This is a genomic window from Halorussus sp. MSC15.2, assembly GCF_010747475.1.
Lineage (GTDB): Archaea > Halobacteriota > Halobacteria > Halobacteriales > Haladaptataceae > Halorussus.
This window is the reverse complement of the sequence record NZ_VSLZ01000005.1, coordinates 168,601-195,148: the sequence shown is the minus strand read 5'-3', so window position 1 is coordinate 195,148 and position 26,548 is coordinate 168,601. Positions and strand designations below refer to the sequence as shown.

The 26,548-nt window shown below is 64.1% G+C and carries 32 protein-coding genes; 17 read left to right on the top strand and 15 right to left on the bottom strand.

The window, feature by feature from the left end; all coding sequences use genetic code 11:
- The first annotated feature begins 5 nt into the window (after positions 1 to 5).
- Complete coding sequence (locus FXF75_RS17820; RefSeq protein WP_163523191.1) at positions 6 to 530, top strand: NUDIX hydrolase; 525 nt, start codon at positions 6 to 8, stop codon at positions 528 to 530.
- On the opposite strand, the gene FXF75_RS17815 is transcribed toward FXF75_RS17820, so the two are convergent.
- Positions 531 to 1,850, bottom strand: coding sequence for a tRNA(Ile)(2)-agmatinylcytidine synthase (locus FXF75_RS17815; RefSeq protein WP_163523190.1), 1,320 nt, complete (start codon positions 1,848 to 1,850; stop codon positions 531 to 533).
- Positions 1,851 to 1,999: 149 nt separating this feature from the next.
- On the opposite strand from FXF75_RS17815, the gene FXF75_RS17810 reads away from it, so the two are divergent.
- Complete coding sequence (locus FXF75_RS17810) at positions 2,000 to 2,959, top strand: transcriptional regulator (RefSeq protein ID WP_163523189.1); 960 nt, start codon at positions 2,000 to 2,002, stop codon at positions 2,957 to 2,959.
- A 168-nt stretch (positions 2,960 to 3,127) separates the two neighbouring features.
- Here the strand turns inward: FXF75_RS17810 and FXF75_RS17805 are convergent, their stop codons facing one another.
- The 7 genes from FXF75_RS17805 to FXF75_RS17775 all read right to left on the bottom strand — a co-directional run bounded on the left by FXF75_RS17805 (position 3,128) and on the right by FXF75_RS17775 (position 9,204).
- Positions 3,128 to 3,385, bottom strand: a complete 258-nt coding sequence (locus FXF75_RS17805) for a glutathione S-transferase N-terminal domain-containing protein (protein WP_163523188.1) — start codon at positions 3,383 to 3,385, stop codon at positions 3,128 to 3,130.
- 332 nt (positions 3,386 to 3,717) lie between these two features.
- Positions 3,718 to 5,121, bottom strand: a complete 1,404-nt coding sequence (locus FXF75_RS17800) for an arylsulfotransferase family protein (protein ID WP_163523187.1) — start codon at positions 5,119 to 5,121, stop codon at positions 3,718 to 3,720.
- 71 nt (positions 5,122 to 5,192) lie between these two features.
- Positions 5,193 to 5,486, bottom strand: a complete 294-nt coding sequence (locus FXF75_RS17795) for a hypothetical protein (protein WP_163523186.1) — start codon at positions 5,484 to 5,486, stop codon at positions 5,193 to 5,195.
- A gap of 165 nt (positions 5,487 to 5,651) precedes the next feature.
- Positions 5,652 to 7,130, bottom strand: coding sequence for an NCS2 family permease (locus FXF75_RS17790; protein WP_163523185.1), 1,479 nt, complete (start codon positions 7,128 to 7,130; stop codon positions 5,652 to 5,654).
- A 211-nt stretch (positions 7,131 to 7,341) separates the two neighbouring features.
- Positions 7,342 to 8,058 (bottom strand): phosphoribosyltransferase family protein, encoded by a 717-nt coding sequence (locus tag FXF75_RS17785; RefSeq protein WP_163523184.1) that lies wholly within the window; start codon positions 8,056 to 8,058, stop codon positions 7,342 to 7,344.
- 194 nt (positions 8,059 to 8,252) lie between these two features.
- Positions 8,253 to 8,774 (bottom strand): orotate phosphoribosyltransferase, encoded by a 522-nt coding sequence (pyrE, locus tag FXF75_RS17780; RefSeq protein WP_163523183.1) that lies wholly within the window; start codon positions 8,772 to 8,774, stop codon positions 8,253 to 8,255.
- A gap of 70 nt (positions 8,775 to 8,844) precedes the next feature.
- Complete coding sequence (locus tag FXF75_RS17775) at positions 8,845 to 9,204, bottom strand: helix-turn-helix domain-containing protein (RefSeq protein WP_163523182.1); 360 nt, start codon at positions 9,202 to 9,204, stop codon at positions 8,845 to 8,847.
- A 139-nt stretch (positions 9,205 to 9,343) separates the two neighbouring features.
- On the opposite strand from FXF75_RS17775, the gene FXF75_RS17770 reads away from it, so the two are divergent.
- Complete coding sequence (locus FXF75_RS17770) at positions 9,344 to 9,754, top strand: DoxX family protein (RefSeq protein ID WP_163523181.1); 411 nt, start codon at positions 9,344 to 9,346, stop codon at positions 9,752 to 9,754.
- A 95-nt stretch (positions 9,755 to 9,849) separates the two neighbouring features.
- Here FXF75_RS17770 and FXF75_RS17765 read toward each other — a convergent pair whose 3' ends face one another.
- On the bottom strand, positions 9,850 to 10,395 hold the full coding sequence (locus FXF75_RS17765; protein ID WP_163523180.1) for a CDP-2,3-bis-(O-geranylgeranyl)-sn-glycerol synthase: 546 nt from the start codon (positions 10,393 to 10,395) through the stop codon (positions 9,850 to 9,852).
- 91 nt (positions 10,396 to 10,486) lie between these two features.
- On the opposite strand from FXF75_RS17765, the gene FXF75_RS17760 reads away from it, so the two are divergent.
- The 6 genes from FXF75_RS17760 to FXF75_RS17735 all read left to right on the top strand — a co-directional run bounded on the left by FXF75_RS17760 (position 10,487) and on the right by FXF75_RS17735 (position 14,267).
- On the top strand, positions 10,487 to 10,690 hold the full coding sequence (locus FXF75_RS17760; protein ID WP_163523179.1) for a hypothetical protein: 204 nt from the start codon (positions 10,487 to 10,489) through the stop codon (positions 10,688 to 10,690).
- 56 nt (positions 10,691 to 10,746) lie between these two features.
- A complete protein-coding gene (locus FXF75_RS17755; protein WP_163523178.1) occupies positions 10,747 to 11,253 on the top strand; it encodes a metal-dependent hydrolase in 507 nt (168 codons plus the stop codon).
- Between the two features lie 214 nt (positions 11,254 to 11,467).
- A complete protein-coding gene (locus FXF75_RS17750) occupies positions 11,468 to 11,869 on the top strand; it encodes a hypothetical protein (protein WP_163523177.1) in 402 nt (133 codons plus the stop codon).
- Positions 11,870 to 11,912: 43 nt separating this feature from the next.
- On the top strand, positions 11,913 to 12,575 hold the full coding sequence (locus FXF75_RS17745; RefSeq protein WP_163523176.1) for a twin-arginine translocation signal domain-containing protein: 663 nt from the start codon (positions 11,913 to 11,915) through the stop codon (positions 12,573 to 12,575).
- A gap of 119 nt (positions 12,576 to 12,694) precedes the next feature.
- Entirely contained in the window at positions 12,695 to 13,531 is an 837-nt protein-coding gene (locus FXF75_RS17740) for a proline dehydrogenase family protein (protein ID WP_163523261.1), read from the top strand.
- A 127-nt stretch (positions 13,532 to 13,658) separates the two neighbouring features.
- Positions 13,659 to 14,267: a DUF502 domain-containing protein gene (locus FXF75_RS17735; RefSeq protein WP_163523175.1), complete on the top strand. Its 609-nt coding sequence runs from the start codon at positions 13,659 to 13,661 to the stop codon at positions 14,265 to 14,267.
- Positions 14,268 to 14,297: 30 nt separating this feature from the next.
- Here the strand turns inward: FXF75_RS17735 and FXF75_RS17730 are convergent, their stop codons facing one another.
- Positions 14,298 to 15,233: a branched-chain amino acid transaminase gene (locus FXF75_RS17730; protein WP_163523174.1), complete on the bottom strand. Its 936-nt coding sequence runs from the start codon at positions 15,231 to 15,233 to the stop codon at positions 14,298 to 14,300.
- A 122-nt stretch (positions 15,234 to 15,355) separates the two neighbouring features.
- A complete protein-coding gene (locus FXF75_RS17725; protein ID WP_163523173.1) occupies positions 15,356 to 16,429 on the bottom strand; it encodes an ABC transporter ATP-binding protein in 1,074 nt (357 codons plus the stop codon).
- A gap of 179 nt (positions 16,430 to 16,608) precedes the next feature.
- Here FXF75_RS17725 and FXF75_RS17720 point away from each other — a divergent pair, with 179 nt between their 5' ends.
- The 5 genes from FXF75_RS17720 (at position 16,609) to FXF75_RS17700 (ending at position 20,463) form a co-directional block, all read left to right on the top strand.
- Positions 16,609 to 17,754, top strand: a complete 1,146-nt coding sequence (locus FXF75_RS17720; RefSeq protein WP_163523172.1) for a PotD/PotF family extracellular solute-binding protein — start codon at positions 16,609 to 16,611, stop codon at positions 17,752 to 17,754.
- Between the two features lie 15 nt (positions 17,755 to 17,769).
- The gene (locus FXF75_RS17715) at positions 17,770 to 18,702 is read left to right on the top strand and encodes an ABC transporter permease (RefSeq protein WP_163523171.1); all 933 of its coding nucleotides are present in this window, start codon (positions 17,770 to 17,772) and stop codon (positions 18,700 to 18,702) included.
- A gap of 1 nt (position 18,703) precedes the next feature.
- On the top strand, positions 18,704 to 19,588 hold the full coding sequence (locus FXF75_RS17710) for an ABC transporter permease (RefSeq protein ID WP_163523170.1): 885 nt from the start codon (positions 18,704 to 18,706) through the stop codon (positions 19,586 to 19,588).
- 133 nt (positions 19,589 to 19,721) lie between these two features.
- On the top strand, positions 19,722 to 20,162 hold the full coding sequence (locus FXF75_RS17705) for a DUF4383 domain-containing protein (RefSeq protein ID WP_163523169.1): 441 nt from the start codon (positions 19,722 to 19,724) through the stop codon (positions 20,160 to 20,162).
- Between the two features lie 61 nt (positions 20,163 to 20,223).
- Positions 20,224 to 20,463, top strand: a complete 240-nt coding sequence (locus tag FXF75_RS17700; protein WP_163523168.1) for a hypothetical protein — start codon at positions 20,224 to 20,226, stop codon at positions 20,461 to 20,463.
- A gap of 35 nt (positions 20,464 to 20,498) precedes the next feature.
- Here FXF75_RS17700 and ribB read toward each other — a convergent pair whose 3' ends face one another.
- Both ribB and FXF75_RS17690 read right to left on the bottom strand, forming a co-directional pair.
- The gene (gene ribB, locus FXF75_RS17695) at positions 20,499 to 21,155 is read right to left on the bottom strand and encodes a 3,4-dihydroxy-2-butanone-4-phosphate synthase (protein WP_163523167.1); all 657 of its coding nucleotides are present in this window, start codon (positions 21,153 to 21,155) and stop codon (positions 20,499 to 20,501) included.
- Complete coding sequence (locus tag FXF75_RS17690; RefSeq protein ID WP_163523166.1) at positions 21,152 to 21,859, bottom strand: DUF120 domain-containing protein; 708 nt, start codon at positions 21,857 to 21,859, stop codon at positions 21,152 to 21,154. Before FXF75_RS17690 ends, ribB begins: the two co-directional genes overlap by 4 nt.
- A 181-nt stretch (positions 21,860 to 22,040) precedes the next feature.
- Here FXF75_RS17690 and FXF75_RS17685 point away from each other — a divergent pair, with 181 nt between their 5' ends.
- Together FXF75_RS17685 and FXF75_RS17680 are read left to right on the top strand one after the other, a co-directional pair.
- Positions 22,041 to 23,294, top strand: a complete 1,254-nt coding sequence (locus FXF75_RS17685; protein ID WP_163523165.1) for an ABC transporter substrate-binding protein — start codon at positions 22,041 to 22,043, stop codon at positions 23,292 to 23,294.
- Positions 23,295 to 23,374: 80 nt separating this feature from the next.
- On the top strand, positions 23,375 to 23,740 hold the full coding sequence (locus tag FXF75_RS17680) for a cupin domain-containing protein (RefSeq protein ID WP_163523164.1): 366 nt from the start codon (positions 23,375 to 23,377) through the stop codon (positions 23,738 to 23,740).
- Between the two features lie 19 nt (positions 23,741 to 23,759).
- Here the strand turns inward: FXF75_RS17680 and FXF75_RS17675 are convergent, their stop codons facing one another.
- On the bottom strand, positions 23,760 to 24,542 hold the full coding sequence (locus tag FXF75_RS17675; protein WP_163523163.1) for a hypothetical protein: 783 nt from the start codon (positions 24,540 to 24,542) through the stop codon (positions 23,760 to 23,762).
- A gap of 115 nt (positions 24,543 to 24,657) precedes the next feature.
- Here FXF75_RS17675 and FXF75_RS17670 point away from each other — a divergent pair, with 115 nt between their 5' ends.
- Positions 24,658 to 25,317, top strand: coding sequence for a hypothetical protein (locus tag FXF75_RS17670; RefSeq protein ID WP_240334758.1), 660 nt, complete (start codon positions 24,658 to 24,660; stop codon positions 25,315 to 25,317).
- On the opposite strand, the gene twy1 is transcribed toward FXF75_RS17670, so the two are convergent.
- Positions 25,318 to 26,346, bottom strand: coding sequence for a 4-demethylwyosine synthase TYW1 (gene twy1, locus FXF75_RS17665; protein ID WP_163523162.1), 1,029 nt, complete (start codon positions 26,344 to 26,346; stop codon positions 25,318 to 25,320). It lies immediately after the preceding gene.
- Between the last annotated feature and the right edge of the window lie 202 nt (positions 26,347 to 26,548).

The window sequence follows — 26,548 nt, the reverse complement described above, 5'->3', positions numbered from 1 at the left end:
TACTCGTGACGACCTATCCAGCGAACTTCTGCCCGTACTGCGGCGCGGACCTGACCGGGCGCGAAATTGAGGGCCGCGAACGCCAGTTCTGCCCTGACTGTGAGCGCGTCGTCTGGCGGAATCCGGTTCCGACCGCCGGAGTCGCAGTCGTCGGCGCGGAGGGCGTGTTGCTGACCGAGCGCGCGGTGGAACCGGGAATCGGGGAGTGGACCGTCTCCGGCGGTCACCTCGAACTGGCGGAGTCGCCGCGGGAGGGCGCGGCCCGCGAACTCCGCGAGGAGACCGGCGTCCGCGTCGCTCCCGAGGACCTGACACTGCTCGACACGTTCTCGGCCGCGCCGTTCGAGGGCAAGCGCGTCGTCTCCGTCGGGTTCGGGGTTCGGCGAGCGGACACCGCGGGCGACCCCCACCCGGGGCCGGAGGTCTCGGCCGTCGAGTGGTTCACGCCGGAGTCGTTCGGCGACGGCGGCGAGGTGTTCCACCCGCCCCACGGCCAGCGCTTCGAGAAGGCCTGGCGGCAGTTCGAGTAGCTACTTCTCGGGGTGAATCGGCGCGTCAAACCCGCCCCGAACCAGCGGTTTGGCGATGTGCCGCCGCGCCTCCGGGGGCACCTCGTACCACCCCTCCTCTAACTCCCGCTCTACCTCGCGCTCGACTTTCCCGTCCGCCCTCGTCTTACAGTCCCGACACCGGTAGCCCTGTCCGGCCCCGGCGCTCTCCATCGACCGGCCGCAGTCCGGGCAGTCCGGCGTGACGAGTTCGGTGGCGTTCAGGTCGCGCGCGGCGAACTTCTCCAGTTTGAGGGTCCCGTCCGACACCTCTCCGCAGGCCGTGATTCGGTCGCCGGGTCGGAGGTCGCGCACCCGGTCGCGGAAGCGCTTGGTCGGTTCGAAGGCGGCGCATCTCAAGGTCTCTCCCCTGCTTTCGAGCGAGAGGAAGACGTGACCGCCGCGCCGGGTCTCGGGTTCCTCGGCGACCGTCCCCGTCACGCGGTAGGCCCGGCCGTCCTCGACCGCCGAGAGGTCGCCGTCCCGGAGGTGTGCGTCGGTTCCCTGATTCGTCACGAACAGCGCCCGCCGCGACACCGATTCGCTCTCGATGGCCGCGGCGACCTCGCGCACGACCTCGGGGTCGTCGCCCCGGACGCCGTGGAGGATGGGACCGGGCGTGTGCGGGACGCAGACGAGTTCGCCGGTCTCGCGGTCCACGGTGTCCCACGCCTCGGGGTAAGCTGCCGTCGCGGCCTCGAAGACAGATTCGGCGTCCACCTCGCGCGGCGTCCCGACGCGTTCGGGGTCGCGGTAAGAGATGCACTCGTAGGTCCAGTCGCCGCCCGGGTCGCCACTCGCGGCGTCGGGGCCGCCACTCGCATCACCCGGTCCGCCGAAGGCCGACCACGCGCCGACCGCCGCCAAGGCACCGATTTTCCCGCGGCCCATCTTCCACCCGGCGGCGCGGTAACCTGCGGTTTCGATTCGCTCCTCGGCGGCCTCGACCGCGAGGTGGTCCCGGACCGCGTCGCGGGCGAACTCGGCGACCGATTCCGGAACGTCGGCCGGGTCGCCCGGCGCGACGACGAGTCCGGGGTTCGTCCTCGGGTCGTCGGTCTCGGCGACGGTGGCGACCTCCTCGCGGGCGATTTCGAAGGCCTCGTCCGGGTCGGCGTCGGTGTGGACGGCGAGCGCGGCGTTCCCGCGCGTCTTGTGTTCGACGGCTGGGTTGAGCCGTACCAGTAGCTTACGCTCCACCTCGGCGGACTCCGCGACGCGCTCGCCGATTCGGGCCGCGAGGTAGGTCGTACACATCCCGCGCTCCCGCGAATCCGTGTCGTCGACGCCGATGACTGTCACTACCGGACGTAGGCGCGTGTCGGATTAACGACTTTCGGAGCGCCGCGGCTTCCTTTATCAAGCTATCGCTCGCTACCCGGCCAATCGCAAGCAGTCGGCGGGTTAGCCTCAGCACAACGCATTTATAGGGGAATCACTTACATTGGGGTATGTCCCGGTCTGCACTGGTCGGGAACGTGACCGCGATGCTGGAAGACGCGGGGTTTCTCGTAAGCGACCGGTGCGCGATTCGACCCAAGAGCTTCGACGTGGCCGCGCGGCGCGGCCGCGACCTGCTCTTGCTGAAAATCTTGGCGAACGTAGACGCATTCGACGACGAGACAGGGCTGGAGATGCGGCGGCTCGGGGATTACCTCAACGCGACCCCCGTCGTCGTCGGTCTCCGGACCCGCGACGAGGACTTAGAGCCGGGTGTCGTTTACTTCCGACACGGCGTTCCGGTCCTGAACCCCGACACCGCGTTAGAACTGTTCGTCGAAGGAATGGCACCGCTGGTCTACGCCGCGCCCGGCGGTCTCTACGTCAACATCGACGGCGACGTACTGCGTGACGAGCGCGAGGACCGCGACTGGAGCCTCGGCCGTCTGGCCTCCGAACTCGGCGTCTCGCGGCGCACCGTCTCGAAGTACGAGGACGGTATGAACGCCACCGTGGAGGTGGCGCTCGAACTCGAAGAGATGTTCGAGGGCGACCTCACCAGCCCCGTGGACGTCCTCGACGGGGCCGACGAGGTCCGCGAGGGCGACCCGACGCCGGAGGACCCCGAACCCGAGAGCGACGACGAGCGCATCGTCACCGTGCTGACCCGCGCCGGGTTCGAGGTCCACCCGACAATTCGCGCGCCGTTCAAGACGGTCAGCGAGGACGAGGACAGCCACGAGAACGTCCTGACGGGCCACTCGGCGTTCACCAAGGCCGCCGAGAAGCGCGCCCGCATCATGTCCTCCATCGGCGAAGTCGCCCGGACGCGCTCGGTCTACTTCGTGGACGAGGCCAAGCGCGACAGCGTGGACGGCACCGGACTGGTCGAGCGCGAGGAACTGGAGGACATCGACGACCCCGACGAACTGCGGAAGCTGATTCGGGAGCGCGGCGAGAAACCGGCCTGAGCGGTCGGCAGTCGCCTCCTCGATTTCGATTCTAACGCGGAGTACTTCTGACGCGCGAGTCGATTGCGACACCGGAGTCGATTCGACCCAGTAGCCGATGCTCTACCGTCGAACTGATTCTGCCGTAAAAAATCTCGGGTGTGGCGTCAGTTCCGACGTGACAGCGACTTAGGCCGCGCCGCTGCCGTACTCCTCGTCGAGGTACTCCACGATGTCGTCGCTCTCGGGCATCCCTTCGACGCCGTTCTCCTTATCGACCAGCACGGGCACGCCCGTCTGGCCGCTGACCTCCTCGACCTCGTCGCGCTCGGAGTGGGCCGAGGGAACCATGTGAGACTCGTAGTCGAGGTCGAGTTCGTCGAGTTTGTCTACGACTTTTGCGCAGTACGGACAGCCGTCGAGTTCGTACAGTTCGAGGTTCGCCATGTGTGTGGGTAGTCGCTTTACCGGGAAGAACGTGGTGGTGCCGGAAGCGCGTGACGCGAACTGCGAGTGCCGGACTTGTGTTGGGGGAGCGACTGCTGCTGTCGAGACGGGATATGGGAAGACCGTCAGCGCTAGCTACTACCGACACCAATGAGTACCGCAACCGCACCGCGACCGCAGACCTCACGCCTCCCCAACCTCCTCGCTCGCGTTGCTCGCTCGTCCCTCACGCGGATGGACGCGGCCACGAGGGCCGCGTCCGCACGTGCCGGACAGAAACCGGCGTCGAACCGGGCGCGAGGGTCACGGAGCGCGAGAGAGGGACGAACTCCTCACTCGGTCACTCGCCGGACTCGACTGGCGAACCCGGAAACCCCGCTCCGAATGCGCCGCCGCTGGTACACCGCCTCGCCGAGACCCCACGCGAGAACCACTCCACCTGCCAGAATCGCGCCGAGGAACTCCCAACTGGTCATCCAGACGGGCCGAATCCACGGCGTGACGTGCGCCCAGAGGCGGGCGAAGTCGTCTGCCTGCCCGTCCACCGGCGTCCCGTCGAACGCCTCGGCCAGCCAGAACGACACCGTCTTGGTGTCGCCCCCGACCTTCAGACCGCTTCCGCTGAGGTTGTACTCGCCCGTCTCTCCCATGTCGCGCGCGGTCGGGCCGCCCGGTTCGTCGCCGTAGGTGATGCGCTCGGCGTCGTAGGGTGCCCACGGCGCGTGGAACTCCCAGACGACTTCGCCGGTCGGCGTCGTCTCGAAGACTCGGTGGTGCATGGTGTCAGTGACCAGCGTGTTGCCGTTCGGCAGGCGGTCGGCGTCCCGCGGCCAGTTGAGACCTCTCGTCCCGACGCTCCACGTTCGAGTCCACCCGCCGGAGTCGTTTCGCGCGTACTCCACGACGCGGTCGTTCTCGCTGTCGGCCACGAGGACCGTGGGCGTCCCGTTCTCGCTTTCGAGGTACTGGGGGTTGTGCTGTTCGTACAGGGTGGCGTGGTCGCCGTCGCTGCCCAGTCGCATCGTGACGCTGTCCGTCGAGCGGTTCACGACGATTACTTGGTCGAAGTTCCGCGGCGAGACCAGATACTCGCCCTCGCCGATTTTGTCCACGTCGTTGACGTGGGTCCAGTCGTTCGCGCCGCCGCCGCCCGACTTGGAGTAGCCGTGATTCTCGAACCGCCACTCCCAGACGGTCTCGTCGGTCGTCGTGTTGTAGACGAAGATGCGGTCGTCGCGGTCGGGGGCGCGCATGTTGGCGACGAGCAACTGGTCGCCGTTGATTCGGTCCACGTCGTGGGTGTCGTGGATGGGGAGGCGCTCGGTCCAGACGCGCTCTTGGGTCTCGGGGTTCAGTTCGTAGACGAGCGTCGCGTTCGGCGTCGTCGCGGTCACGAGCAGGTTGCGGTTTTCCAGTGGGTCCACGTCGTAGAACCACCGCGCGTCGAACCCCGACCCGTTGTGGACCCACTTCACGCCCCCGCGGGGACCGACCGCGACGAGGCGCGCCGGCTTGTTGGCGTTGGCCATCCCTTGAAAGTGGAACCCCTGAATCGAGATGACGGTCGTGCCGTTCGCTGGGTCGTCCACCGACGCCCGGAGGTTCGTCGGGTCGTCGGTCGTCACGAGGTACGTCGCGCCCGAAATCGCCGCGGGCGCGACCAGCGCGAGGACGACGAGCGCGACCGCGCCTCGGACCAACCACCGGCGGGGAATCGGACGACTGGGGAGATTCATGTCGTCTCCGACGAAAGCGACCCGATTAAAACTGGGGGCCTCTACCGCCTGTCGTCGTTCGTCGAACGGTATCAGACCGGCAGTCGGTCGGCGAACGATTCGACCTCCTCGTCGCCGACGCCGTACCCCGTCACCCGGCGTCCATTCCGCGTGAACGTGGTGTACTCCGGCGACATCACGCCGATGACCCTCTCCACCGGAATCGAGACGTAGTCGTACTCGTCGGTGGCGACTTGGTCGAACCCGACCACCCAGTCCCAGTCCTCGATGACGAACGCGGCGTCGACTTTCGTCGCCTCTTCGTCGGCGTAGTAGATGCTCGCTATCGGCTCCTCTCCCGGTCCGGTGATATCTGGTTCGTCCATCGTCGCATACGATAATCGACATCTGACGAGATAAGCGTTTCTACGGTGAGCGAGGACGCAAAAGCCGAAAACGACGGTGAACCGTCGAGGGACTACGAACCAGAGAACTCCGAGTAAAAACGGCGAGGAGAATGAGAAACCGCGAGACGCGGCGACCCGCGGAACTCAGACGTTCCCTTGGAGTAGCCCGCTCGTCCGGACGAAGAAGTAGACGACGAACGCAGCCGCCAGCACCCAGTGGCCGGGTCGGGTATCCTCGGCTTCACCCGCGGCGAGTTTGACGATGGGGTAGGAGACGATGCCCGCGGCGATGCCGTACGCGATGGAGAACGTGAACGGCATAATCAAGATGGTCATACCCGCGGGGATGGCGTACGTCAGGTCGTCCCACGCGATTTCGACCACGTTCCGTAGCATCACGACGCCGATGACGACCAGCACGAGGTGTGACGCGTAGGTCGGCACGGCGGTCGCGAGCGGGACCACCGCCAGCGAGGCGAGGAAGAGCAGGCCGACCACGAGCGCGGTCATGCCGGTGCGGCCGCCCTCTTCGACGCCGGTCGAGGATTCGATGTAGGTCGTGACCGTCGAGGTCCCGAGCATCCCGCCGACCGTGGTGCCGACCGCGTCGGCCATCAGGGGTCTGTCGATGTCAGGGAGGTTGCCGTCTTCGTCGAGGAAGCCCGCGGCCTGCGAGACGCCCGTGAGGGTGCCCGCGGTGTCGAAGAAGTCCACGAAGAAGAACGTGAAGACGACCAGCGCGAACGAGAAACTCTCGATGTTCTGGAGTCCCGTGATGAACGCGCCCGCCAACGGCGCGATGTTGTAGGCCGCGGCGTCGTAGGTCGCCGAGACGCTCGGTGCGAGCGCTATCGGACCCTTGAGCGTGACCCCGGGCGGGGCTTGGTCGGCGGGGAACGCCGAGTAACCGAGCGCGCTCGCGGCGTAGCCCATGAGACTGGTCAGGATGATACCGAGGACGATAGACCCGCGGAGACCGCGGGCGTAGAGTGCGAGCGTGACGAACAGTCCGACGACCGAGACGATGGCCACCGGGTCGGACGCGAACACCGGGTTGAAGGTGAGGAACGTCGAGGCGTCGCCCGCCACGACGCGCATCTCTTCGAGTCCGATGATGGCGAGGAAGAGTCCGATACCCGCACCGACCGCGAGTTTCACGGGTTCGGGAAAGAGTTTGATGATGTACTCGCGCGCCCCGACTGCGGTCAAGGCGATGAAGACGATGCCCTCGACCACGACCGCGGCGAGCGCGGTCTGCCACGGGACGCCGAGCGCGCCGACGACCGTGAACGCGAAGAAGGCGTTCAGTCCGAGTCCCGGCGCTTGCGCGAACGGCCGGTTCGCGTAGAACGCCATCGTCAGCGTCGCTACCGCCGCCGAGATGAGCGTCACGACCGCGAGCATCTGGAACGTCCGGCCGGGACCGACACCTGCCGGTTGAATCGCCTCCGAGAGGATGGCCGGGTTGACCACGACGATGTAACTCATCGTCAGGAATGTCGTCAGGCCCGCCAGAATCTCCGTCCGAAGGTCTGTACCGTGTTCTTCGAAGCCGAAGTACTCCGCGAGCGCGCCGGAGTCGCCCGAGTCGGAGCGGGAGTCGCTTGTTTCTTCAATCCCCATGTTGCACGACTGGGCATAGTCTCGAAAGCGTACTTAAGTATTCCCATCGCAGTTCTACATAGGTGCACAATCGTGCATTAATTGTCGGGTGTAGACGTGAGAAAAACGAGATTAACTCATAGGCGTGCATAAATAGAGGATGTCCGAGCGACTACTTGCAATTTCAGTAACGCGCTCTCGCCTCGGTTGAATCCCGGAGTCCGACCGGTAACTACTCCTCGAACGTCGTCAGCGCCCCGACCGGGGCGTCGGTCCGACCCTTCGCGCGGTCCAGTCCCTCGTCTCCGGCCGCGATGAGGGCGAAAACCCCACCCACGCGGGCGTCCGCGCGGTCCACGATGTCGAGCAGTAGTTCTTGAGTCTCGCCCGACCGGATGAGGTCGTCCACGACCAACACGGTCTCTCCCGAACCGATGGAGGACGCCGGGAGGTAGTACGTAAGTTCGATGCCCGACTGAAGGCGCTGGCGCGACTCGATGAACTCCTCGACCGCGGTCTCCTTGGACTTCTTGGCGTAGGCGACGCGGGCGTCGAAGTACCCCGCCATCGCCGCGCCGAGGGTGATGCCGTCGGTGGCAGCGGTCAACACCACGTCGGGCCGTTCGAAGTCGAACGTCTCTGCGGCGACGGGGGCAACGAGGTCGAGGAACGACTGGTCGAAGACCACGTCGGAGTTGTCCACGTAGCCTTCCTCGTCCACCCGAATTCGGGCCTCCAGTTCCGCGGCGAGTTCGTCCCGGCCGACGCCGCCGACGATGTCTCGCGCCCTATCGACGCTCGGTAGGACGTGACCGTTGACGTAGCGGTTCAGGTCGCCCGCCGGAAGCCCCGTCACCTCGGCGAGTTCGTCGTAGGTCCGGGTCTCCTTCAGCATCCGTAGCACGGCGACCGCCTGCAATTGGAGGGTCGCCTTCTCTGCGCGGTTCATATCCCCGTCCGATGTATTCCACGAACTTGAATAACACGATAGTCGGGCGGGAGAATCACGGCAGGACTGCGTAATCGTGGTTGTGCGTCTTCGTGCAATCGAGAGCGACGACCGAGCGCCAACGCGGTCGTTCGGTGTCGAGCGGGCACAACTACTGCGTGACGGGCGAACGCGGCTACTCGGTGTCGAGCAGTCTATTCGGCGTCGAGCAGTTCGGTCGCGGTCAGCAGCGATTCGAGTTCCACGTCGTACTCCGCGAGATTCTCGGTCGCGCCCTCCTCGCGGTCCACCACGACGAGGACGCGGTTCACCGTCGCGCCCGCGTCTCGAAGGGCCTCCACGGCGTCGGCGGCGCTCTGACCGGTCGTCGCGATGTCTTCGAGGACGACGACCTCCTCGCCCTCGGTCAGTCGCCCCTCGACGAGATTGGCCGTGCCGTAGTCCTTCTGCTGTTTCCGGGCGATGACGTAGGGGTTGCCGGTCTCGACGCTGGTGACTGCGACGAGCGGGACCCCGCCGAGCGCGACGCCCGCGAGTTTCTTCTCGCCGACCCGCTCGGCGAACGCGCGAGCTATCAGTTCGAGACAGTGGGGGTCGGTCTCGAAGAGGTACTTGTCCACGTAGTAGTCGCTCGTGCCGCCGTGGGAGAGTTCGAACTCGCCGTACTTGACCGCGTCCGCGTCCCGGAGCGCCGCGATGAGTTCCTCGTTCGTCATCGTCGGAGAGTCGGGGCGGCGGGAGTGATAAGCAGTTTCGTTTGGGTCGGGCGAGCGCGGTGGTGACGACTCAGTCGTCGGTCTGCGGGACGTCGAGCCACTCGTCGGCCCAGCCTTCGAGTTCGTCGAAGACCGGGCAGAGACCGCGGCTCTTCTCGGTCAGACTGTAGTAGGTGGCGATGGGCCTGTCCTCGACGCGGCGGTTCACGAGTTCGGCCTCCTCCAAATCGTCGAGGACCCGCGAGAGCGTCCGGGAACTCGCGCCGGTCGAGCGTTCGAGTTCGTTGAACCGCTTCTCGCCTTCGCCGTGCAGGTCGGAGAGTACGACGAGTCGCCACTGCGAACCGATTTGCTCGATGGCCTCCACCATCGGGCACGCGTCGCTGTTCTTCTCCTCGACACTGTCAGATTTGGTACGGATGGACGACATGGCTGATAGCTACTAACTGTATCATCGCCAAACGCACAAGTAGGTTCCGATGTGAAGTAGGTTACGTGATGAAACCTACTATCGAAGCTCCAGTGCAGACTCGCGCGACGACTACTTCCTCCGCGGAGGTGACGGCCTGATGGCTGTCGAAACCGTCAGTTCCGTCGCGTTCCTCGTCGGTCGGGTCCTCTTCGGCGGCGTCCTCGCGTTCATGGGTCTGAACCACTTCCTGCAAGCGGACCAGATGTCGGGGTACGCCGAGGCGAAGGGCGCACCCGCACCGACCCTCTCGGTGTACGCTTCGGGCGCTCTCCTCGTCGGCGGCGGACTCTCCATCCTCCTCGGAGTCTTCCCGCTCGTCGGCGCGGCCGCGCTCGTCGCGTTCCTCGTGGTCGCCACGCCGTTGTTCCACGACTTCTGGTCGGTCGAGGACCCCCAACAGCAACAGCAGGAGATGACCGACTTCCTGAAGAACGTCGCACTCGTCGGCGGGGCGCTGGTCCTGCTGGCTATCAGCGGCGGGTCGTGGCCGTTTTCGGTCGGTCTCTGAAGCGGAGCACTCGGCTCACTCTCTCGAACACTCCTGCCGCTCTTTCAGAACGGAACATCTCTGCGACAATAGAGTTGCTGTGACTGAGACGTCGTTTACCACGGTTCGTCTTTCAGGCCGAGCGCGTAGGCGATGGCGTTCGTCACCAGATGCAGCAGCGGCGTCACGACGAGGACCACCGCCAGCACCGGGAGCGTGAACACGTCGCCGAACCAGTCCGGCGCGGCCAGAAACGAGAGCAGGAACGCGAACGCCACGAAGTCGAGTTGGTCCACGCCGGGGAACGACGCACCGCGCTGGCGGCCGGTCCGGCGCTTGACGAACGAGGCGGCGATGTCGCCGAGCATCGCGCCCGCCGGGAGCGCGACCACCACTGCGAGCGGGAACGTCGGCAGGCCGACGCCGAGCAGGTCCGAGACGGTCGGTTCGACGGCGTTGAGGACCAGCGCCAGCGCCGCGCCCGCGGCGATTCCGGCCGCGGTGCCCCGCCACGTCTTCCCGTCGCCGAGCAGTCGCCGCCCGTTCCACGTTCGCCCGCCGTCGATGGGTCTCCCGCCGCCCGCCAGCACCGCTGCGTTGTTCGGGACGTAGGCGGGCAACATCGCCCACAGCGCGACCGCGACGATATCGAAGACGCCCATGTGACGACACGCGAACCGGCGGCCCTTAAGAACTGGAGGTTCGCCCCCGTTCGGCGACGAGATTTAGGTGCGGCCGTCTCGTACGTCCGTCGTGATTCGCGTACTCGAACCGATGTCGCCGCTCGTCGGGTCGATTCTGCTCTCGTACTGCCTCTGGCAGTTGGCTTTCGACCCCGTTCGGGGACCGATTCCGGGACGGTGGCTCCCGTACGTCGCCCTCGCGCTCGGTGCCGTCACTGGATTCGGACTGATAGCGTGGGGGTTCCACCGCCTCGGCCTCCTGCGCCGCCCGTGACCCGCGATAACAGTTAATTAGGGCAACGACGTAGCCCGGCCACGACGCGTTGTTCCATGTATCCAACCGGTCACTACGGCGTCGCGCTGCTGTTCGCCGTCCCGTTCGTGGTCCTGCTCGGTCGAAAATCCGGAACGGTGTTCACCACGTTCGTCCTCTTCGTGGCCCTGCTCCCCGACCTCGACTTGCATATTCCGGGGGTAATCCACCACGGGGTGACCCACACGTTCCTGTTCGCCGTCGTCGGTGGACTCGCCGTCAGTGCGATTACCGCCGCGGTGTTCCTCGTTTACGTCGCGCTGACGGGTCCGCCTCGGTCGTCGCGACTCACGACGCGGCGCGTGTTCGTCTGGGCGACCACCGGCGCGTTCCTCGGCATCGCCAGCCACGTCGTCGCCGACGTGCTCGTCCTGCTTCCCGGTAGGGAACCCGTGAGTCCGTTCTGGCCGGTGTTCCGTCGGAAAATTCGCATCGAGGCCGTCCCGCTCGGCGCTCCCGTCCGGAATCTCGTCATGCTGGCGCTCGGTCTCGGTACCCACGCACTCGTCTTTTATTACGAATAGGCGGTCGCGGGGAGCGCGGAACTCGGTTGGTAACGCGGTGTCCGGAGGATATCCCCCGACAGAGCGCGGCGGTGACTGCCGCTACCCTATCTTAAGTAAAACGGCGTTACACCCGGCTAGGACCGGCTTAAATCGGTAATTGGCCGACGATATTAACCGGGTGGATGGGGTAGTACGGATGTCCTGACGCGGGACAGTCCTACTCTCTAGAACAATGATGGGCAACGAGAACAGCGACATCACGGCGAACGAGGAAGCGTTGCAGGGAATCGAAGGTGGAGAGGCGTACATGTTCCAGAACCAATTCTTCCCGGAGGGAGAGTTCCACGTCGTCTCGACCCAACTGCAGAACATCCCGACCCCCGGTGGAGTCGGAGAAGGACAGTTCCTGACCGAGTTCAACAACCGCCTCATCCAGTACACGAACGCGAAGAACACCTTCGCGTTCTTCTTCCCGTACGCGGACGCCGAGGTCTCGCAGGGCGTCCTCTACCGGCTGGGCGGCGATTGGGAGGACATCAACGAGGACGGGGGCGGTGACGGCGGCGGCGAGACGCCTCGCTCGAACCTCATCAACGTCACGTTCGAGCCAGTCCGGGCCGAGGACGAGTTCTGACGGCTTGTACAGTCCGATAAACACTGAACCAACGAGATACACAATGACCGAAGACGACACTCTCATCGAGGAACTCACGGGCGAATCGTCGCGCAGAACGTTCATGAAGTCGGGCGCACTCGCGTCGGGCGGACTCGCGCTAGGAATGTCCGGCACAGGCACCGTCGCCGCCCAACAGGACGGCGGTGGGAACCAGAAACGGGGACTGATGCCCCAGGACCAGTACTACCCGTCTGCACAGTTCACGGTCCGGTCGAAGCCGCTCCCCTGGGCGCCGGTGTACGACGAGAACCAGGACAATTTCCTGAACGAGGAGAATCAGGGACTGCTGTTCCAGAATCCGGCCATCTTCCGGAACATGAACACCAGAGTCGTCGAGTGGAACTTCGCCGTCCAGAACTGGGGCCTGCTGTTCATCCCGAACGACGTCGCCGTCGAACAGGGCCAGACGTACCAGACCAGTCCCGTCTTCGGCGTGTTCGGACCCGAGGACTTCGGCGAGTTCGGTATCGACGCGGGCGTCCAAGACGAGGCGTTCGTCGGTGCGGACGAGAACGCGGCCCTCGACGAAGGCGGGAACGAACTCGGTCTCCTCACCATCCAGTTCTCGGCGGTGCAAGATGGTGGCGGTGGCCAGCAGGGCGGTGGCGGTAACCAGACTGACGGCAACGAGACGGACGGTAACGCGACCGACGCCGAGAACTGACCGTCGACCCGATTCGGACGAGCGGAGCGCTCATTTTTGGCAGGGACGACGTCCTGCTTGTTCTCGAACCGTATCGCGGATGCCTACTTTATAAGATGAGGGGGTACAAACTCCCGACCATGATACCCCCTATCGCCAGTCGGTTCGTCGCCGGGGAGTCGCCTGCCGAGGCGCTCGACCATGCGCGGCAGTTGAACGACCGGAACGTGAAGGCCATCCTGAACCTGCTCGGCGAACACTACGACGAGCGGCGACCCGCCGACGAGGACGCCGAGGCGTACCTCCGTATGGTCGAGGACATCGAGAGCGCGGACGTCGAGGCCTGCATCTCGGTCAAGCCCTCGCAGGTGGGTCTCGACGTGGGGACCGAGGTGTTCCACGAGAACGTCGAACGCATCGCCGACTACGCCGCCGAGCGCGGCGTGTTCGTCTGGATAGACATGGAGGACCACGACACGACCGACGCGACCCTCGACATCTACGAGAAACTCGCCCGGAAGCACGAGGGCGGCGTCGGCGTCTGCGTGCAGGCGAACCTCAAGCGGACCGACGAGGACCTCGAACGCCTCGCGGACCTCCCCGGCAAGGTCCGACTCGTGAAAGGGGCCTACGACCCGCCCGCCGACGTCGCGTACAGGGAGAAGTCGGCGGTCAACGCGGCGTACGAGCGCCAACTCGAATACATGTTCCGCAACTTCGACGGCGGCATCGCGGTCGGGAGCCACGACCCCGAGATGATAGCCTACGCCGAGGACCTCTACGAGGAGTACGGCACCGACTTCGAGATTCAGATGCTGATGGGCGTGCGCGAGGACGCCCAGTACGACCTCGCCGAGGAGTACGAGGTCTGGCAGTACGTCCCCTACGGCGACAAGTGGCTGTCGTACTTCTACCGGCGCGTGATGGAGCGCAAGGAGAATCTGCTGTTCGCACTCCGGGCTATCGTCGGGCGGTAGGACGGACCCGAGTGTCCGCCCCTCGGCGTCGGACGCTTCGATAGCGACCCGAACCGACACGATTCCGTTGTCTTCGTCGGACGGATAGCATCTAGTTTATGGACCTGCGGTCGGATACTCCCGATAAATGTCCTCGTGGAAACGCGACGTCGCAAGTGGACTCATCGTCATCCTGCCCCTCTTGGTGTCGGCGTACATCATCGCGTACCTGTATCTGGCCATCGCCGGGATTCCCATCCTCCAAGACATCGAACCCCCGCTGCGCGTGCTGACGGTCCTCGTCGTCTTCTCGATGCTGGTCCTCAGCGTCGGATACATGATGCGGACCGCGGTCGGGTCGCTCGTCGAAGGTGCCATCGACGGCGTGATGAATCGGGTCCCCGGTCTCCGCGTCGTCTACAACGCCTCGAAGATGGCGGCCGAGACCGCGCTCTCGGACTCGACCGACCTGCAGGCCCCGGTCAAAGTGGAGGTGTGGTCGGGGATGCGGATGACCGCGTTCAAGACGGGCAAGACGACCGACGACGGCCGCGAACTCCTCTTCCTCCCGACCGCACCGAACATCACCACCGGGTTCGTCGTCGAAGTCGAACCCAGCGACTTCCAAGAGACCGACGAGAGCGTCGAAGACGCGTTGACCCGCATCCTCAGCGCCGGATTCGGCGAGACCAGCGAGGCCGGGATTCCCATCGACGTCGAGGACGAGAAAGAGACGCAGTCGCCGCCGCCCCAGTGAACTGACTCTACGACGAATCGCGTCGCTTCGTTACGTTTCGACGTAGTCGAACCACTCTTCGTAGTCGTCGGTGCGGCGGTTCACCACGTCGAAGAACCGCGACTGAATCTCTTCGGTGACGGGACCGCGACCGCCGTCTCCGATTTCGACGTTGTCCACCTGCCGGATGGGCGTGACTTCGGCGGCCGACCCGGTGAAGAACAGTTCGTCGGCGGTGTTGAGTTCGCCCCGCGAGATGGTCGCGCCGTCGTGGACCTCGTAGCCCATGTCCTCGGCCAGCGTGATGACCGAATCGCGGGTGATGCCGTCGAGGATGCTCTCGGCGAGACCGGGCGTGTATATCTCGTCGTCGCGGACGAGGAAGAGGTTCTCGCCCGGACCCTCGGCGACGTTGCCCTCCTTGTTGAGGACGATTGCCTCGGCGTAGCCGTTCCGGCGGGCCTCCTCGCCCGCGAGCATGCTGTTGACGTAGAGACCCGTGGTCTTGGCGTTGGTCGGAATCTGGCTGGAGGCGTGCTTGCGCCACGACGACACCATCACTTCGACACCGTTTTCGAGCGCTTCGTCGCCGAGGTACGCGCCCCACGGCCACGCCGCGATGGCGGTCTGCGTCGGGTTGTCGCCGGGGCTGACGCCGAGACTGCCGTACCCGTAGAACGCGATGGGTCGGACGTAGCACGACGCAAGGTCCTGTCGGCGGATGAGTTCCTTGGTCGCCGCCGTCAGTTCCTCGGGGTCGTGGTCGATTTCGAGGTCGTAGGGCTTGCACGACTCGTAGAGTCGGTCGAGGTGTTCGTCCCACCGGAAGATGGCCGGTCCGTTCTCGGTGTCGTAACAACGGACGCCCTCGAACACGCCGCTGCCGTAGTGCAGGCCGTGCGTGAGGACGTGGATTTGTGCCTCGTCCCAATCGACGAACTCGCCGTCCATCCAAATCGTGTCCACGTCCATCTCGTCGAAGCTCATACGTGCAGACGTTCGGAGGCCTCCTTTAAGAGTGTTCACGGTTCGTCACGGACGATTACTCGGGTCGAGACGGTGACTCGTACTCGAAAACGGAGATGTACTGACCGCGAACGCGACGCTCGCTACTTCTCGAAGACGACCGGGGCATCCGCGGCGACGGCGAACCCCGCGCGCTCGCCCCGCGAAACGGGACTGTCGCGACCCTGCATGACGACCTGCACGTCCGAGAGACCGTCCGCACCCGCGTCCACGACGTAGTTGGTCTGGTCGCCTTGGAAGTACCGTTCGACGATTTCGGCCTCGAAGGTCGCGTCGCCGTTCTCCGCGAGTCGGAAGTCCTCCGGTCGGATGGAGACGGTCACGTCGCCGTCGCCCACGCTCTGAGTGGGAGTGAACGAGAAGCCGTCTTCGCCGCCGACTTCGACCGTGGTTCGACCGTTCTCTTTCGTCGCGCGGCCGTCGAGCAGGTTGGTATCTCCGATGAAGTCCGCCACGAACTCGCTGGCGGGTTCCCGGTATATCTCTTCGGGCGTGCCGACCTGTTCGATGCGTCCCTCGTTCATCACGGCGAGGCGGTCCGAGAGGGTCATGGCGACCTCTTGGTCGTGGGTGACGTAGAAGAACGCCCCCTGCGTCTTCTCGTGAATCTCGCGCAACTCGACCTGCATCTGCTTGCGGAGTTTCCGGTCGAGGCTCGACAGCGGTTCGTCGAACAGCAGGACGCTGGGTTCGTTGACGAGCGCCCGCGCCAGCGCGACGCGCTGTTGCTGACCGCCCGAGAGGTCGTCGGGATTCCGGTCCTCGTAGCCGTCGAGGTCCACGAGTTCGAGGTACTCCGTGACGTACCGCTCGCGTTCGGACTGCTCGACGCCGGACTTCTCCAGACCGTAGGCGACGTTATCGCCGACGGACATGTGCGGGAACAGCGAATGGTGCTGGAAGACGAGGTTGGTGTCCCGGGCGTCCGGCGGCACGCCCGCCATGTCCCGGCCGTCGATGTGGACCGACCCTCTGGTCGGCGTCTCGAACCCGCTTATCATCCGGAGCGTGGTGGTCTTGCCGCAACCGGACGGTCCGACCAGCGAGAAGAACTCACCCTCGTTCACCGACAGATTGACCTCTTCGACGGCAGTCACGTCGCCGAACTCCTTGCGGACGCCGTCGAGGGCTATCAGCTCATCGACACCTGTTGTCATACGGCATCGTAGCACACTACTGTGCATAAACTGTTTCGGAACACTCGGCAGTCATCGTAAATACTCTACAACTGGTCGGTGGAATTTTGCTATTTGGTTCAAAAACCCGCCGTACTGTCAGTAATCTATATGATTACGTGGAGTAAGAACTAAGGCGCGGCTCTTTGAGGTGTCATGACATGCCCAAGAGCTGGGACGATAGTGGCGACGAATCGGAGACGGCGAACGGACGCGGTAACGACCGCCGGACGTTCCTCAAGGCGACGGGTGCCGCCGGTGCCCTCGGCCTGACTGCGGGGTGTGTCGGTGGCTTCGGCGGCGGGAGCGGCGGAACGACCACCATCAACATCCTGACGTGGGAGGAGTACGCCGACCTCAAGAAGGACATCGAGAGCCGTCTCGACGTCGAGGTCAAGTTCACGAAATCGACCTCCTCGTCGAAGATGTTCTCGTCGTGGAACTCGGGTCAGAACTCGCAGTACGACATCGCGGTTCCCAACAACAACTACGTCCCGAAGATGATGGACGCCGGTCTCGTGGACTCGGTGCCCGAGGACGTGGTCTCGAACTACAGCGACACCTACGACGTGTTCAAGGGATTCGCCGACAACCAGTTCACGGACGGCGGGAACATGTACGGCGTCCCGATTCGGTTCGGTTGGTACGGCTACTCCTACGACTCTCGGAAAGTGGACGACCACGAACCCACCTACGCGAAACTGTTCTCCGACGAGTACGAGGGCAACATCGTCATGTACGACAACCACTTCAAGGCGATGAGCGCCGCGGCGCTCTATCTGGGTCACCGCGACGCGTTCGAGGGTGACAAGATTACGCTCTCGGAGGACCAGATTTCCGAGGTCAAGCAGACGATGATAGACCAGAAGCCCCTGCTGCAGGGCTACGTCGCGGCCGACCCGACCTACATCAAGTCGCTCAAGCAGGGTAACTTCGTCATCGGCCAGTCCGGCCGGAACGAAATCGTCGAGATGTGGGACAACGGCAACGACTGGCCCGAGATGGCCGCCCCGAAGGAGGGGTCGCTGGCGTGGTTCGAGTCGGCCGTCGTCTCGAAGGAGTCCCAGAACAAGGAGACGGCGTGGAAGGTCGTCAACGAGTTCATCGCTCCCGAACTCGGCGCGAAACTCGCGAAGGTCGGCTACTCGCCCAGCGTCAACCCCAACACCCAGAACCACCTCAGCGACGAGGAGAACGAGATGTACGGTGCGGTCGACCCCTCGCGCCTCCAAGAGATGATTCCGTTCAAGGCCGTCGAGAACGAGGATGCTTGGATTAAGGCGTGGGAGGAAATCAAGACCGCGTAATCGGCTCTGGCTCTTATGTCTGTAGACTCACCTCGTCGGTCGGAGACGCGCCGTGAGCGGTTCGTCAGTGCGTTCTCGTCACCGGGAACGCGACTGTCGATAACCGCGGGTCCGGGGCTAATCTGGCTGGCGCTGCTACTGCTCGCACCGCTCACGTTCATGGTGACGGTTAGCTTCCTGAACGTCAACGACGCCTACCAGATAGTGTGGCAACCGACGCTGGACAACTACGCCCAACTGGGGACCGGCGACGGCGCGTTCTGGAACAGTTCGTTCTTCAAGTCGCTGTTCCTGTCGTACGCCATCGCGGCGGTGACGACGGTCCTCTGTCTGGTGCTGGCGTTCCCGCTGGCGTACCTGCTCGCGCGGCGCGGCGGCACGACGTTCAAGGTCGTCATCTTCCTCGTGTTACTGCCGTTCTTCACGATGTACCTCGTGCGGGCGTACTCGTGGTACCTCATGTTCGGGCAGAACGGCGTCCTCAACAGCGCGCTGATGCGTATCGGACTGGCGAGCGAACCGGTTGGCCTGCTCAACTACGGTATCCCGGCCATCGTCGTCGGCCTGACCCACGCGTACTTCCCGTACATGCTGCTGTCGCTGTACGCCAGCCTCGAAGGGCTGGACTTCTCGTTGGTCGAGGCCGCGCGGGACCTCGGTGCGAGTCGGTCCGAGGCGCTGAAGGACGTCATCCTCCCGCTCGTCCTGCCCGGTATGATAAGCGGGAGTCTGTTCGTGTTCGTGCCCGCGCTGGGCGCGTTCATCACGCCGCGATTCCTCGGTCAGGGGAAGGTGCTGATGGTCGGCCAACTCATCGAGAGTCGAATCAACTCGCTGTACGCCATCGGATTCGGGAGCGCGGCGTCGATGTTCATCGTCCTGAGCATCGTGGTCGCGTTCGTGCTCTCGTTCCGGTACGTCAGCATCGAGGACCTCGGAGGTGCCTGAGATGGCGACCGAAACCGGCACCTCGACCGAGGACGCCAGAGAGTCCACGTCGCCGTCGCGCCTGCTGGACCACGAGCGCAAGGAGTGGCTGCTGAACCGTAGCCTCTGGTTGGTCGCGGGCGCGCTGCTGGTGTTCCTCTGGATTCCGCTGCTCGTGATGATGTTCCTCTCGTTCGCGGTCAACGCCAGCACGTTCTTCCCGTTCGAAGGGTTCACGCTGGCCCACTACGCCGCGACGTTCGCGGACGAGACGCTGATGTTCGCGCTCTGGAACAGCATCCAGATAGCCACCATCTCGGCGTGTATCGCCACGGTGCTCGGCGTGCTGGCGAGTTTCGCGCTGGCCCGGTACGACTTCCCGTTCAAGGAACTCTACCGGACGTTCGGTATCCTGCCGATGGTGATTCCGGGCGTGGTGATGGGCATCGCGCTGCTCATCTACTTCCGGACGCTGCTCGGGATGACTCCCGGGTTCCTGACCGTGGTGCTGACCCACAGCGTCTACGGGTTCCCGTTCGTCCTGCTGATGGTCACGTCGCGGCTCTACACGTTCGACGAGTCGCTGGAGGAGGCGGCGCGGGACCTCGGGGCCGACCCGATGACGGTGTTCCGCGATATCACGCTCCCTATCGTCGCGCCCGCCATCGGTGCGGGGTTCCTGTTCGCGTGGATTCGGTCGTTCGAGGACTTCATCCGCGTCTACTTCGTGAAGGGGACGATGGACGTGCTGACCACGTCGATGTACTCGATGATAAAGTACGGGACTGCACCGAAGATGAACGCCATCTCGTCGTTCATCGTGTTCGTCATCGCGGCGGTGCTGGCGGTGGCGATGAACGTCGGCAACGTCGCCGGGATGGTCGCCGGGACCGAAGGCGACTCCTGACCGCCGACCACTCTTCGTACCTCGCACTTCCTTTTCGCGCGCTCGTATACCGAGCTGAGTCGGCGGAAACGGAAGCGCCAGCGACCCGAGACGTGGCGAAAAGCCACTTCAGGCCGCGAAGCGAATCGGGCGCATGGCGAACTCAGATTTGGCCGACGACGACCGAATCCCCGGCGGGACCCAGATTTCCGTGACGGTGGTCCTCGGGGGCGTACTACTCGTCATGGGTATCGTCGGATTCGCCTCGGGCGGGCAACTGCTCGTCTTCGGCGTCAACCCGTTCCACAACGTCTTCCACCTGCTGACGGGGGCGCTGGCCATCGTGGCTGGTCTGTACGCGAACGGCGTGTACGCCGACGAGTTCAACAAGACCGCGGGTATCGTCTACGGTCTGCTGGTCATCTTCCAACTCGTCGCACCCGAAGTGGCCGCGCAACTGTTGAACGCCGACTTCGCGGACCTCTGGCTTCACGTCGGTCTGGCGCTCGCGTTCGGCGGCGTCGGGTTCGCGCTCCCCGACCGCGAGCGGAGCGCGGCCGAGTCCGGACAGGTCGCCGACCGAAGTGGCCGCTGAGTCGATAGTCCGTGACCGGCGTTCGACGCCGATAAATAGGTGGCCTCGAAAGCCGCCGCGCGTGTTCGGTCTCCCCTCGCACGTCCGACCGTCGGAGTGGATAACCGCCCTCGTGCTGGTCGTCGCGACCACCGGGGCGGCGGTCCGCGCTTCGAGCGTCTACCCCGCTCGGTTGGCGGTCAGCATCGCTACGCTCGTGCTCGTCGTCGACGTGCTGCTCGTCTGGGCGCTGCTGCGCAACAACTCGATTCGCCGCCAGCGAGCGCTCCGTCCGGAGTCCGCGCCCAAGTACCGAGAGTAAGAGTCGAATCTACCAGAGTCGGTGACCCGAGGAAGCTACCCGAGTCGGTCGATGATGTCGGAGCCTTCCACGTACGCGAGTCCGTGGCGCTCGGCGTAGGCCTTCGCGTCCGCGGGCGCGAGCGCCCCGCCGGTCTCCTCGTCCAGCATCTCGCAGACCACGACCGCCGGCGCTAGACCCGCGGCCTCGGCCAGCGCGATGCCGAGTTCGGTGTGGCCCTCGCGGTCGGCCAGCAGGTTCGGGGCGGCCCGAAGGAGGTGGACGTGGCCCGGCGCGCGGAACTCGTCGGCGAACGCCGTGGCGTCGGGGTCGCTCGCGGCCGCCGCGAGTTCGGTAATCGTCTTCGCGCGGTCCTCGTCGGTGATGCCCGTGAAGGTGTCGCGGTGGTTCACCGGGAGCGAGAACGACGACCGCTCGTCGTAGCCGAGGTCGTGGTCCGTGCTCGCGGGGTGGTCCAGCGCCTCCTCCAAGAACGGGAGACCGAACGCCTCGGCCACTTCGTTCGAGAGTGCGACGCAGATGAGTCCCCCGGCGTCGTTTCGCATCCGCGCGACGGCCTCCGGGGTGACCGCGCCCGCCGGGTAGACGAGGTCGGTCTCGCCCTCGCGGTCGGCGGCGTCGTGGACGAGAACCGGCGACCCCTCGCGGAAGGCTTCTATCGCGGCCTCGACGCCGACGACGGCCTGTTTCATGCTGTCTCCTCGACGTGGACGGTGACGTGGTCGCCGTCTTCGAGTCCCAGTTCCTCGCGGAGTTTCTCGGGCGCGATGACCTCTAACTGGTCCTCGTCGTGGTGGGTACGCTCGGGAGCGATGGTGTGAGCCTGCTCGTACACCTCGCCATCTTGGGTCTCGACCACGGCGGGGTAGCAGACCGCCGGACCGTAGGTGCGGTCGTCGTCCTCCCATCCATCGATGTGGACGGGTTCCAGCGCCTCCATCGCCGACCGAGCGCGGATGCTCTCGTCGGTGAGTTCGACGTTGAGCGTGCCGAGGAACGGTTCGTAACCCAGTCGGTCCTCGAACTGCTCCATGTACCCCGGCAGGGAGATGTAGTGGCGTCCCTCGCCCATCCCGCTGGTGACGGTGCCCGTCAGGTCGATGCCCGCGGGCGTCTCGAAGATGCGCCGGTAGTCCTCGTACTCGCGCTTGAGCGCCCACTTGCCGTCCTCGGTAATCGAAATCCACTGGCCGTCGCTGACCATCTCGCGCTCCACGAGTCCGGCGTCGTCGAGTTGCTGGAGTCGCCGAGAGGCGGTCTGGTTGGAGGCGTCGAGGCGGTCCGCGAGACCGGAACACGAGACCTTGACGTCCCCGTCCAGTCCGCCGTCGAGTGCGAGAAGTTTGAGCGCCGCGAGTTCGTCGTACCCGACTGCGCGCGGCCGTGTCGCTGACATGGTCGTCACTCCGGCCGCTCGCAATTTAAGGATAACGGATGCGGTACGGTTCCCACAATTGGAACGGCGAGCGCCCGCGGCCGACGAACGCCGGTTCGAAGTCCTCATCCGACTACATAGCCGTCCTTTAGGCCCGCCTAAAATCCGAAATCACTATTACGGTTTAGGTGAGCCAAAAACCATGGCTCGTGATTCGCAGGTCGGTTGTTCGCAGGTTAGTTCGGCGCGGCGGCGCTTCATCGCGGCCGGAACGAGCGTCGCGCTCGGCGGGTTGCTCGCCGGTTGTACCGGCGAGGGTGGGTCGTCCCCGGACGAGACAGAGACGCAATCCGAGACGGAAACCCAGCGACAGACGGAGTCGGAATCCGAGACGACGACGGCCGCGGAGTCGTACTCGGTATCGATGTCGCCGGTGGGGACGGTCGAGTTCGATACCGTTCCCGAGAACGTCTTCACGGTGTTCCCGCAGTACGCCGACATGGCCGTCGCGCTGGGTCGCGGCGACGCGGTGAACTCGGTGTACGTCCCGAAGATGTCCGGGACCACGATGAACCACTACTACCACCACCTCGACGGCGTCTCGTTCGACTGGAAGGAACTCTCGGACCCGCTGAACGGTGGACTCACGAAGGAACTCCTCTTCGAACTCGACAGCGACGTTCACCTCGCCGACCCCGCGTGGGTCTCGACGCAGGACAACTGGGACGAGTCGGACACCGAGGACATCGACTCGCAGGTCGCCCCGTGGTTCGGCAACTTCTACAGCGGAACGCGGGCTTCGCCGCCGGACGGCTACCAGAACTACGAGTACTACGACCTCTGGCAACTCTTCGGGAAGGTCGCCGAGGTGTTCAGAGAGCGCGAGCGCTACGAGGCGCTGGCCGCGGTCCACGATACTCTCGTCTCCTCCGTTCAGGAGCGACTCCCGCCGGAGGACGAGCGACCGACGGCCGTGCGCGCCACGCTCGCGGGCGACGGCGAGTCGTTCTACACGTACCACCTCAACAAGCCGGGCTACTGGCTGGCCGACACCCGACCGCTTGGCGCGAACGACGCGTTCGCGGAACAGGACTGGAGCGACCTCTGGGGGACCGTCGATTACGAGACCATGCTGGAGGCCGACCCCGACGTGATTCTCCACCTCTGGGGCGCGACGCCGAACTACAGCATGGCCGACACGCGCGCCTCGCTGGAGGACCACCCGGTCGGGAGCCAACTCACGGCGGTGAAGAACGACCGCGTGTACGCCTCCGGGATGCGGTATCAGGGTCCCATCATGAACCTGTTCCAGATAGAGATGACCGCCAAACAGCTCTACCCCGACCTGTTCGGCGAGTGGCCCACCTACGAAGACGGCGACCACTATCCCGAGATTCCCGAGGGTGAGCAGTTGTTCGACCGCGAGAAGGTCGCGTCCATCGTAACCGGAAACTAGGACCGCAACCACTGAGTTCAGCGCGCCCACGCTCGACGGCGACCACAGGCCTTTCTCGATTGGGACTCCACTGCACGAGCATGGAGAAGGTGAACCTCGACGCTGGCTTCGACTCGTTCGACGAGACGTGGTCGCCCCGCCTCGCGGCCGAACTCAACGGACAGGCGGTCAAACTCGCCAAGTTGGAGGGCGAGTTCGTCTGGCACCGCCACGACGACGCCGACGAACTCTTTCTGGTCCGGGACGGGCGACTGCGCATCGAACTTCGAGACGACGAGGACGTGACCCTCGACGAGGGCGAGATGCTGGTCGTTCCGGCGGGCGTCGAACACCGGCCGGTCGCGGACGACGGGGAAGCCGAGGTACTGCTCTTCGAACCGACCGAGACGAAGAACACGGGGAACGTCGAGAGCGAGGAGACCGAGGAGGAACTGGAGCGACTCTGATTCGTAGCGGAGAGGGAAGCTACTCTTCCCATTCAGGATGGCGACCGGGGGTAGGAACGATGTCCACCGAATCGCGTAGTTCAGATTCCTCTACCCACGGTTGACACCTATTGTGTAGTTCGAAAAGTCGAAACTCGTTGAGGTGAACCCAACTGTACGACACGGTGTTGTCGTCTCCGCGTTCGGTGACCGCGGTAGTGAGATTTTCCTTCGTAACGTCGATTCCGTGCTCCTGCGCTTCCGCGGCCAAGGACCCCAGTTTCTCCTCCTTCTCGTCGTCTGTGAGGTCGTCGTTGTAGTAGATGTCCATCGCGGCGGCGACGACATCTGCTTTCCCGTCGAAGTTCTCACCGGTCATCCAGCGGTAGTCTCGCGGAAGGACGTACGACTTGCCGAAGTAGGGTGTCTCGCTAATCTTTCCTAACTCCGTCACTTCACCTCCGGCGTCCTGTTCATACACACCGACGACGTAGTCCGCGTACGCCGCCAACAAGTGGAATCGTATTCGGAACTCGGGGAGTCGGTCGAGTCCGATTTCTCGGAGGTCACCCATCACGAAGGCGTACGCACTCAGTCGCTTGTTGAGTTCGTTCTCGACTCTCCGGAGACGACGGATGTACGGTTTCTTGTAGCTTCCGAGGACGAAATAGGACGTTTCCGGCGTCTGCAAGTGCGGGAGTTCCTCGTTTGCGAACCCGAGAATATCCGCAGTCTCGTGCGGTTCTAGTTCGAGGCCGTGGAGGGCTTGGTCTACGGCGGCCTCGATTTCGTCTGTGTTCGGTGGTACCGAAGGGTCCGCCATCGGATTAAGTCCCGTACCGCATCTGTTTATACTTTTCCAACTAGTTTGGCTATCTTACGGAAAACCAAATTGGTTGACCCAAAGTATTATTCACTATCCCTTCGAAGTGTGTTGCATGAGCGATAGCTCGTCGGCTAATCAGTCCGGGCCGTTCGAGGAGCAACGGCGTATCTTCGACCTCCTCTCGCAAGAGACGCGCCACCTCATCGTTCAGTACGTCCTCGGCCACCCGGAACATCTCCCGTCGCTCGACGAGTTAGATTATATGATTCCGAAGAGCAAGGCGGCTATCGGCGACCAACTCGATAATCTCGTCGAGGCAGGGATTCTAGACGTGTACCACCACGAACCAAGCGACAACAAGCGGGACCTTCCTTCGAAGTTCTACGGGTTGACCGAACACGGTGTGGAGGTTCTCCACGAGTACAACTACCTCCGAGGTGTCCCTGTAGCCCGAGCACTGTACAAAAATACCCGAAAGTCCGAGAAGATTGAGCGTCACGAGAACGCACCACGTCCGCAACTCCCCAAAGCAGTTTCCGAGGCCCTTTCGGGAGATGAATCCGATAGCTCGCCGCTAAAAACCTATATCCGGAGCAAAAAACACGACGGTGACAATATATCGGAGTTGGTGGAGATGGCGGAGGCACTGTATGAAGTCGCTAATCAGGCAGAGGGCGAACAAACTGAAATCGACTTTACGACCTCGCAGAACCAGTATCGCCTAATCAAGAAATCGAAGGACCGTGACGAGAAGAAAACTACCGAACCCTAATCAGTCCCCGCTCACGGCGTCCCGTGCCCAGAAATCGCTGTCCTTCTTCAACTTCGGCACCCACGTGTCGTCGGTCTTCGACAGCAGGGCCACCCGCGAGACGGGCACCTCCTTCAGGTACTCGTGGTCGGGCATGTGCTCCTGAATCTGCTCGGCGAACGCCATCACGTCCTCGTGGTCGAGCATCGACTCTCTGGCCACTCGGTCACGCGACTCGCCGACGTGCATGTAGGACTTGAGTTCCACGAAGTCGGGGTCGGCGCGTCGATAGAACCCGGCGTACCAGTCGGGGTGGCGGACGTTCTCCCCGCCGACCAGCGTGGTCCGGAGGACGGTCCGGGTCTCGTCTTTCTCGGCCAGCACGTCCATCGTCTCGACCAACTTCTCCCACGCGTCGTCCTCCATCGCCTTCACCACCTCGTCGAAGGTGTGGCGCTCGGGGGCGTCCACGCTGACGTAGAGTTGCGTCGGGTCGCACTCCCGGATGACCTCGGGCCGGGTCCCGTTGCTCACGAGGAACGTGGTGATGTCGCGGTCGTGGAACGCCTCGATGAGTTCGGGCAGATAGGGGTAGAGCGTCGGTTCGCCGTCGAGGCTGATTGCGACGTGGCGGGGTTCCATGCTCTCCTCGAATCGCTCGCGGGGCACCTCGTCGTTGCCGCCGAATCCCGAGAGGAGTTTCTTCTGGAGGTCGATGCTGGCGTCCACGACCGCCTCCGGGTCGTCCCACTCGACGTCCCCGAGTTCGTAGGCGTGACCGGCGTGGTCCCGCCAGCAGAAGACGCACCGCTCGTTGCACTTGACCACGGGCGTCATCTGGATGCACCTGTGGGACTCGATACCGTAGAAGATGTTCTTGTAGCACTTGCCCTCTCCGCGCAGGGCGTTGGCGGTCCATCCGCAGGTCTGGGCGGCGGTGTGGTTCTCGCTGTGGTAGTCCGGGGAGTCCACCTGTTTGGGACCGTCGTCCGAACTCTGGGAGTCTCGATTGCTCGTCGAGGTCTCCTCGACGGTGTCCGATTCGCTCATTGTGAGAGGGATGTGGGCCGAGGCTAAAACGTTCTTCCCTCCGGTGGTCCCGCCGGGTCGCATCTCTTCGGGACCGATTCGAACGTCTTGCGGCCCACCTCGAACTAGAACTATACTACAGAAAACACGAAAATGGTGGATAGATAACACTATTTCTGCCCGGATAATTGGACAAGATTTAACCCACCGCTCTAAAAAGTCC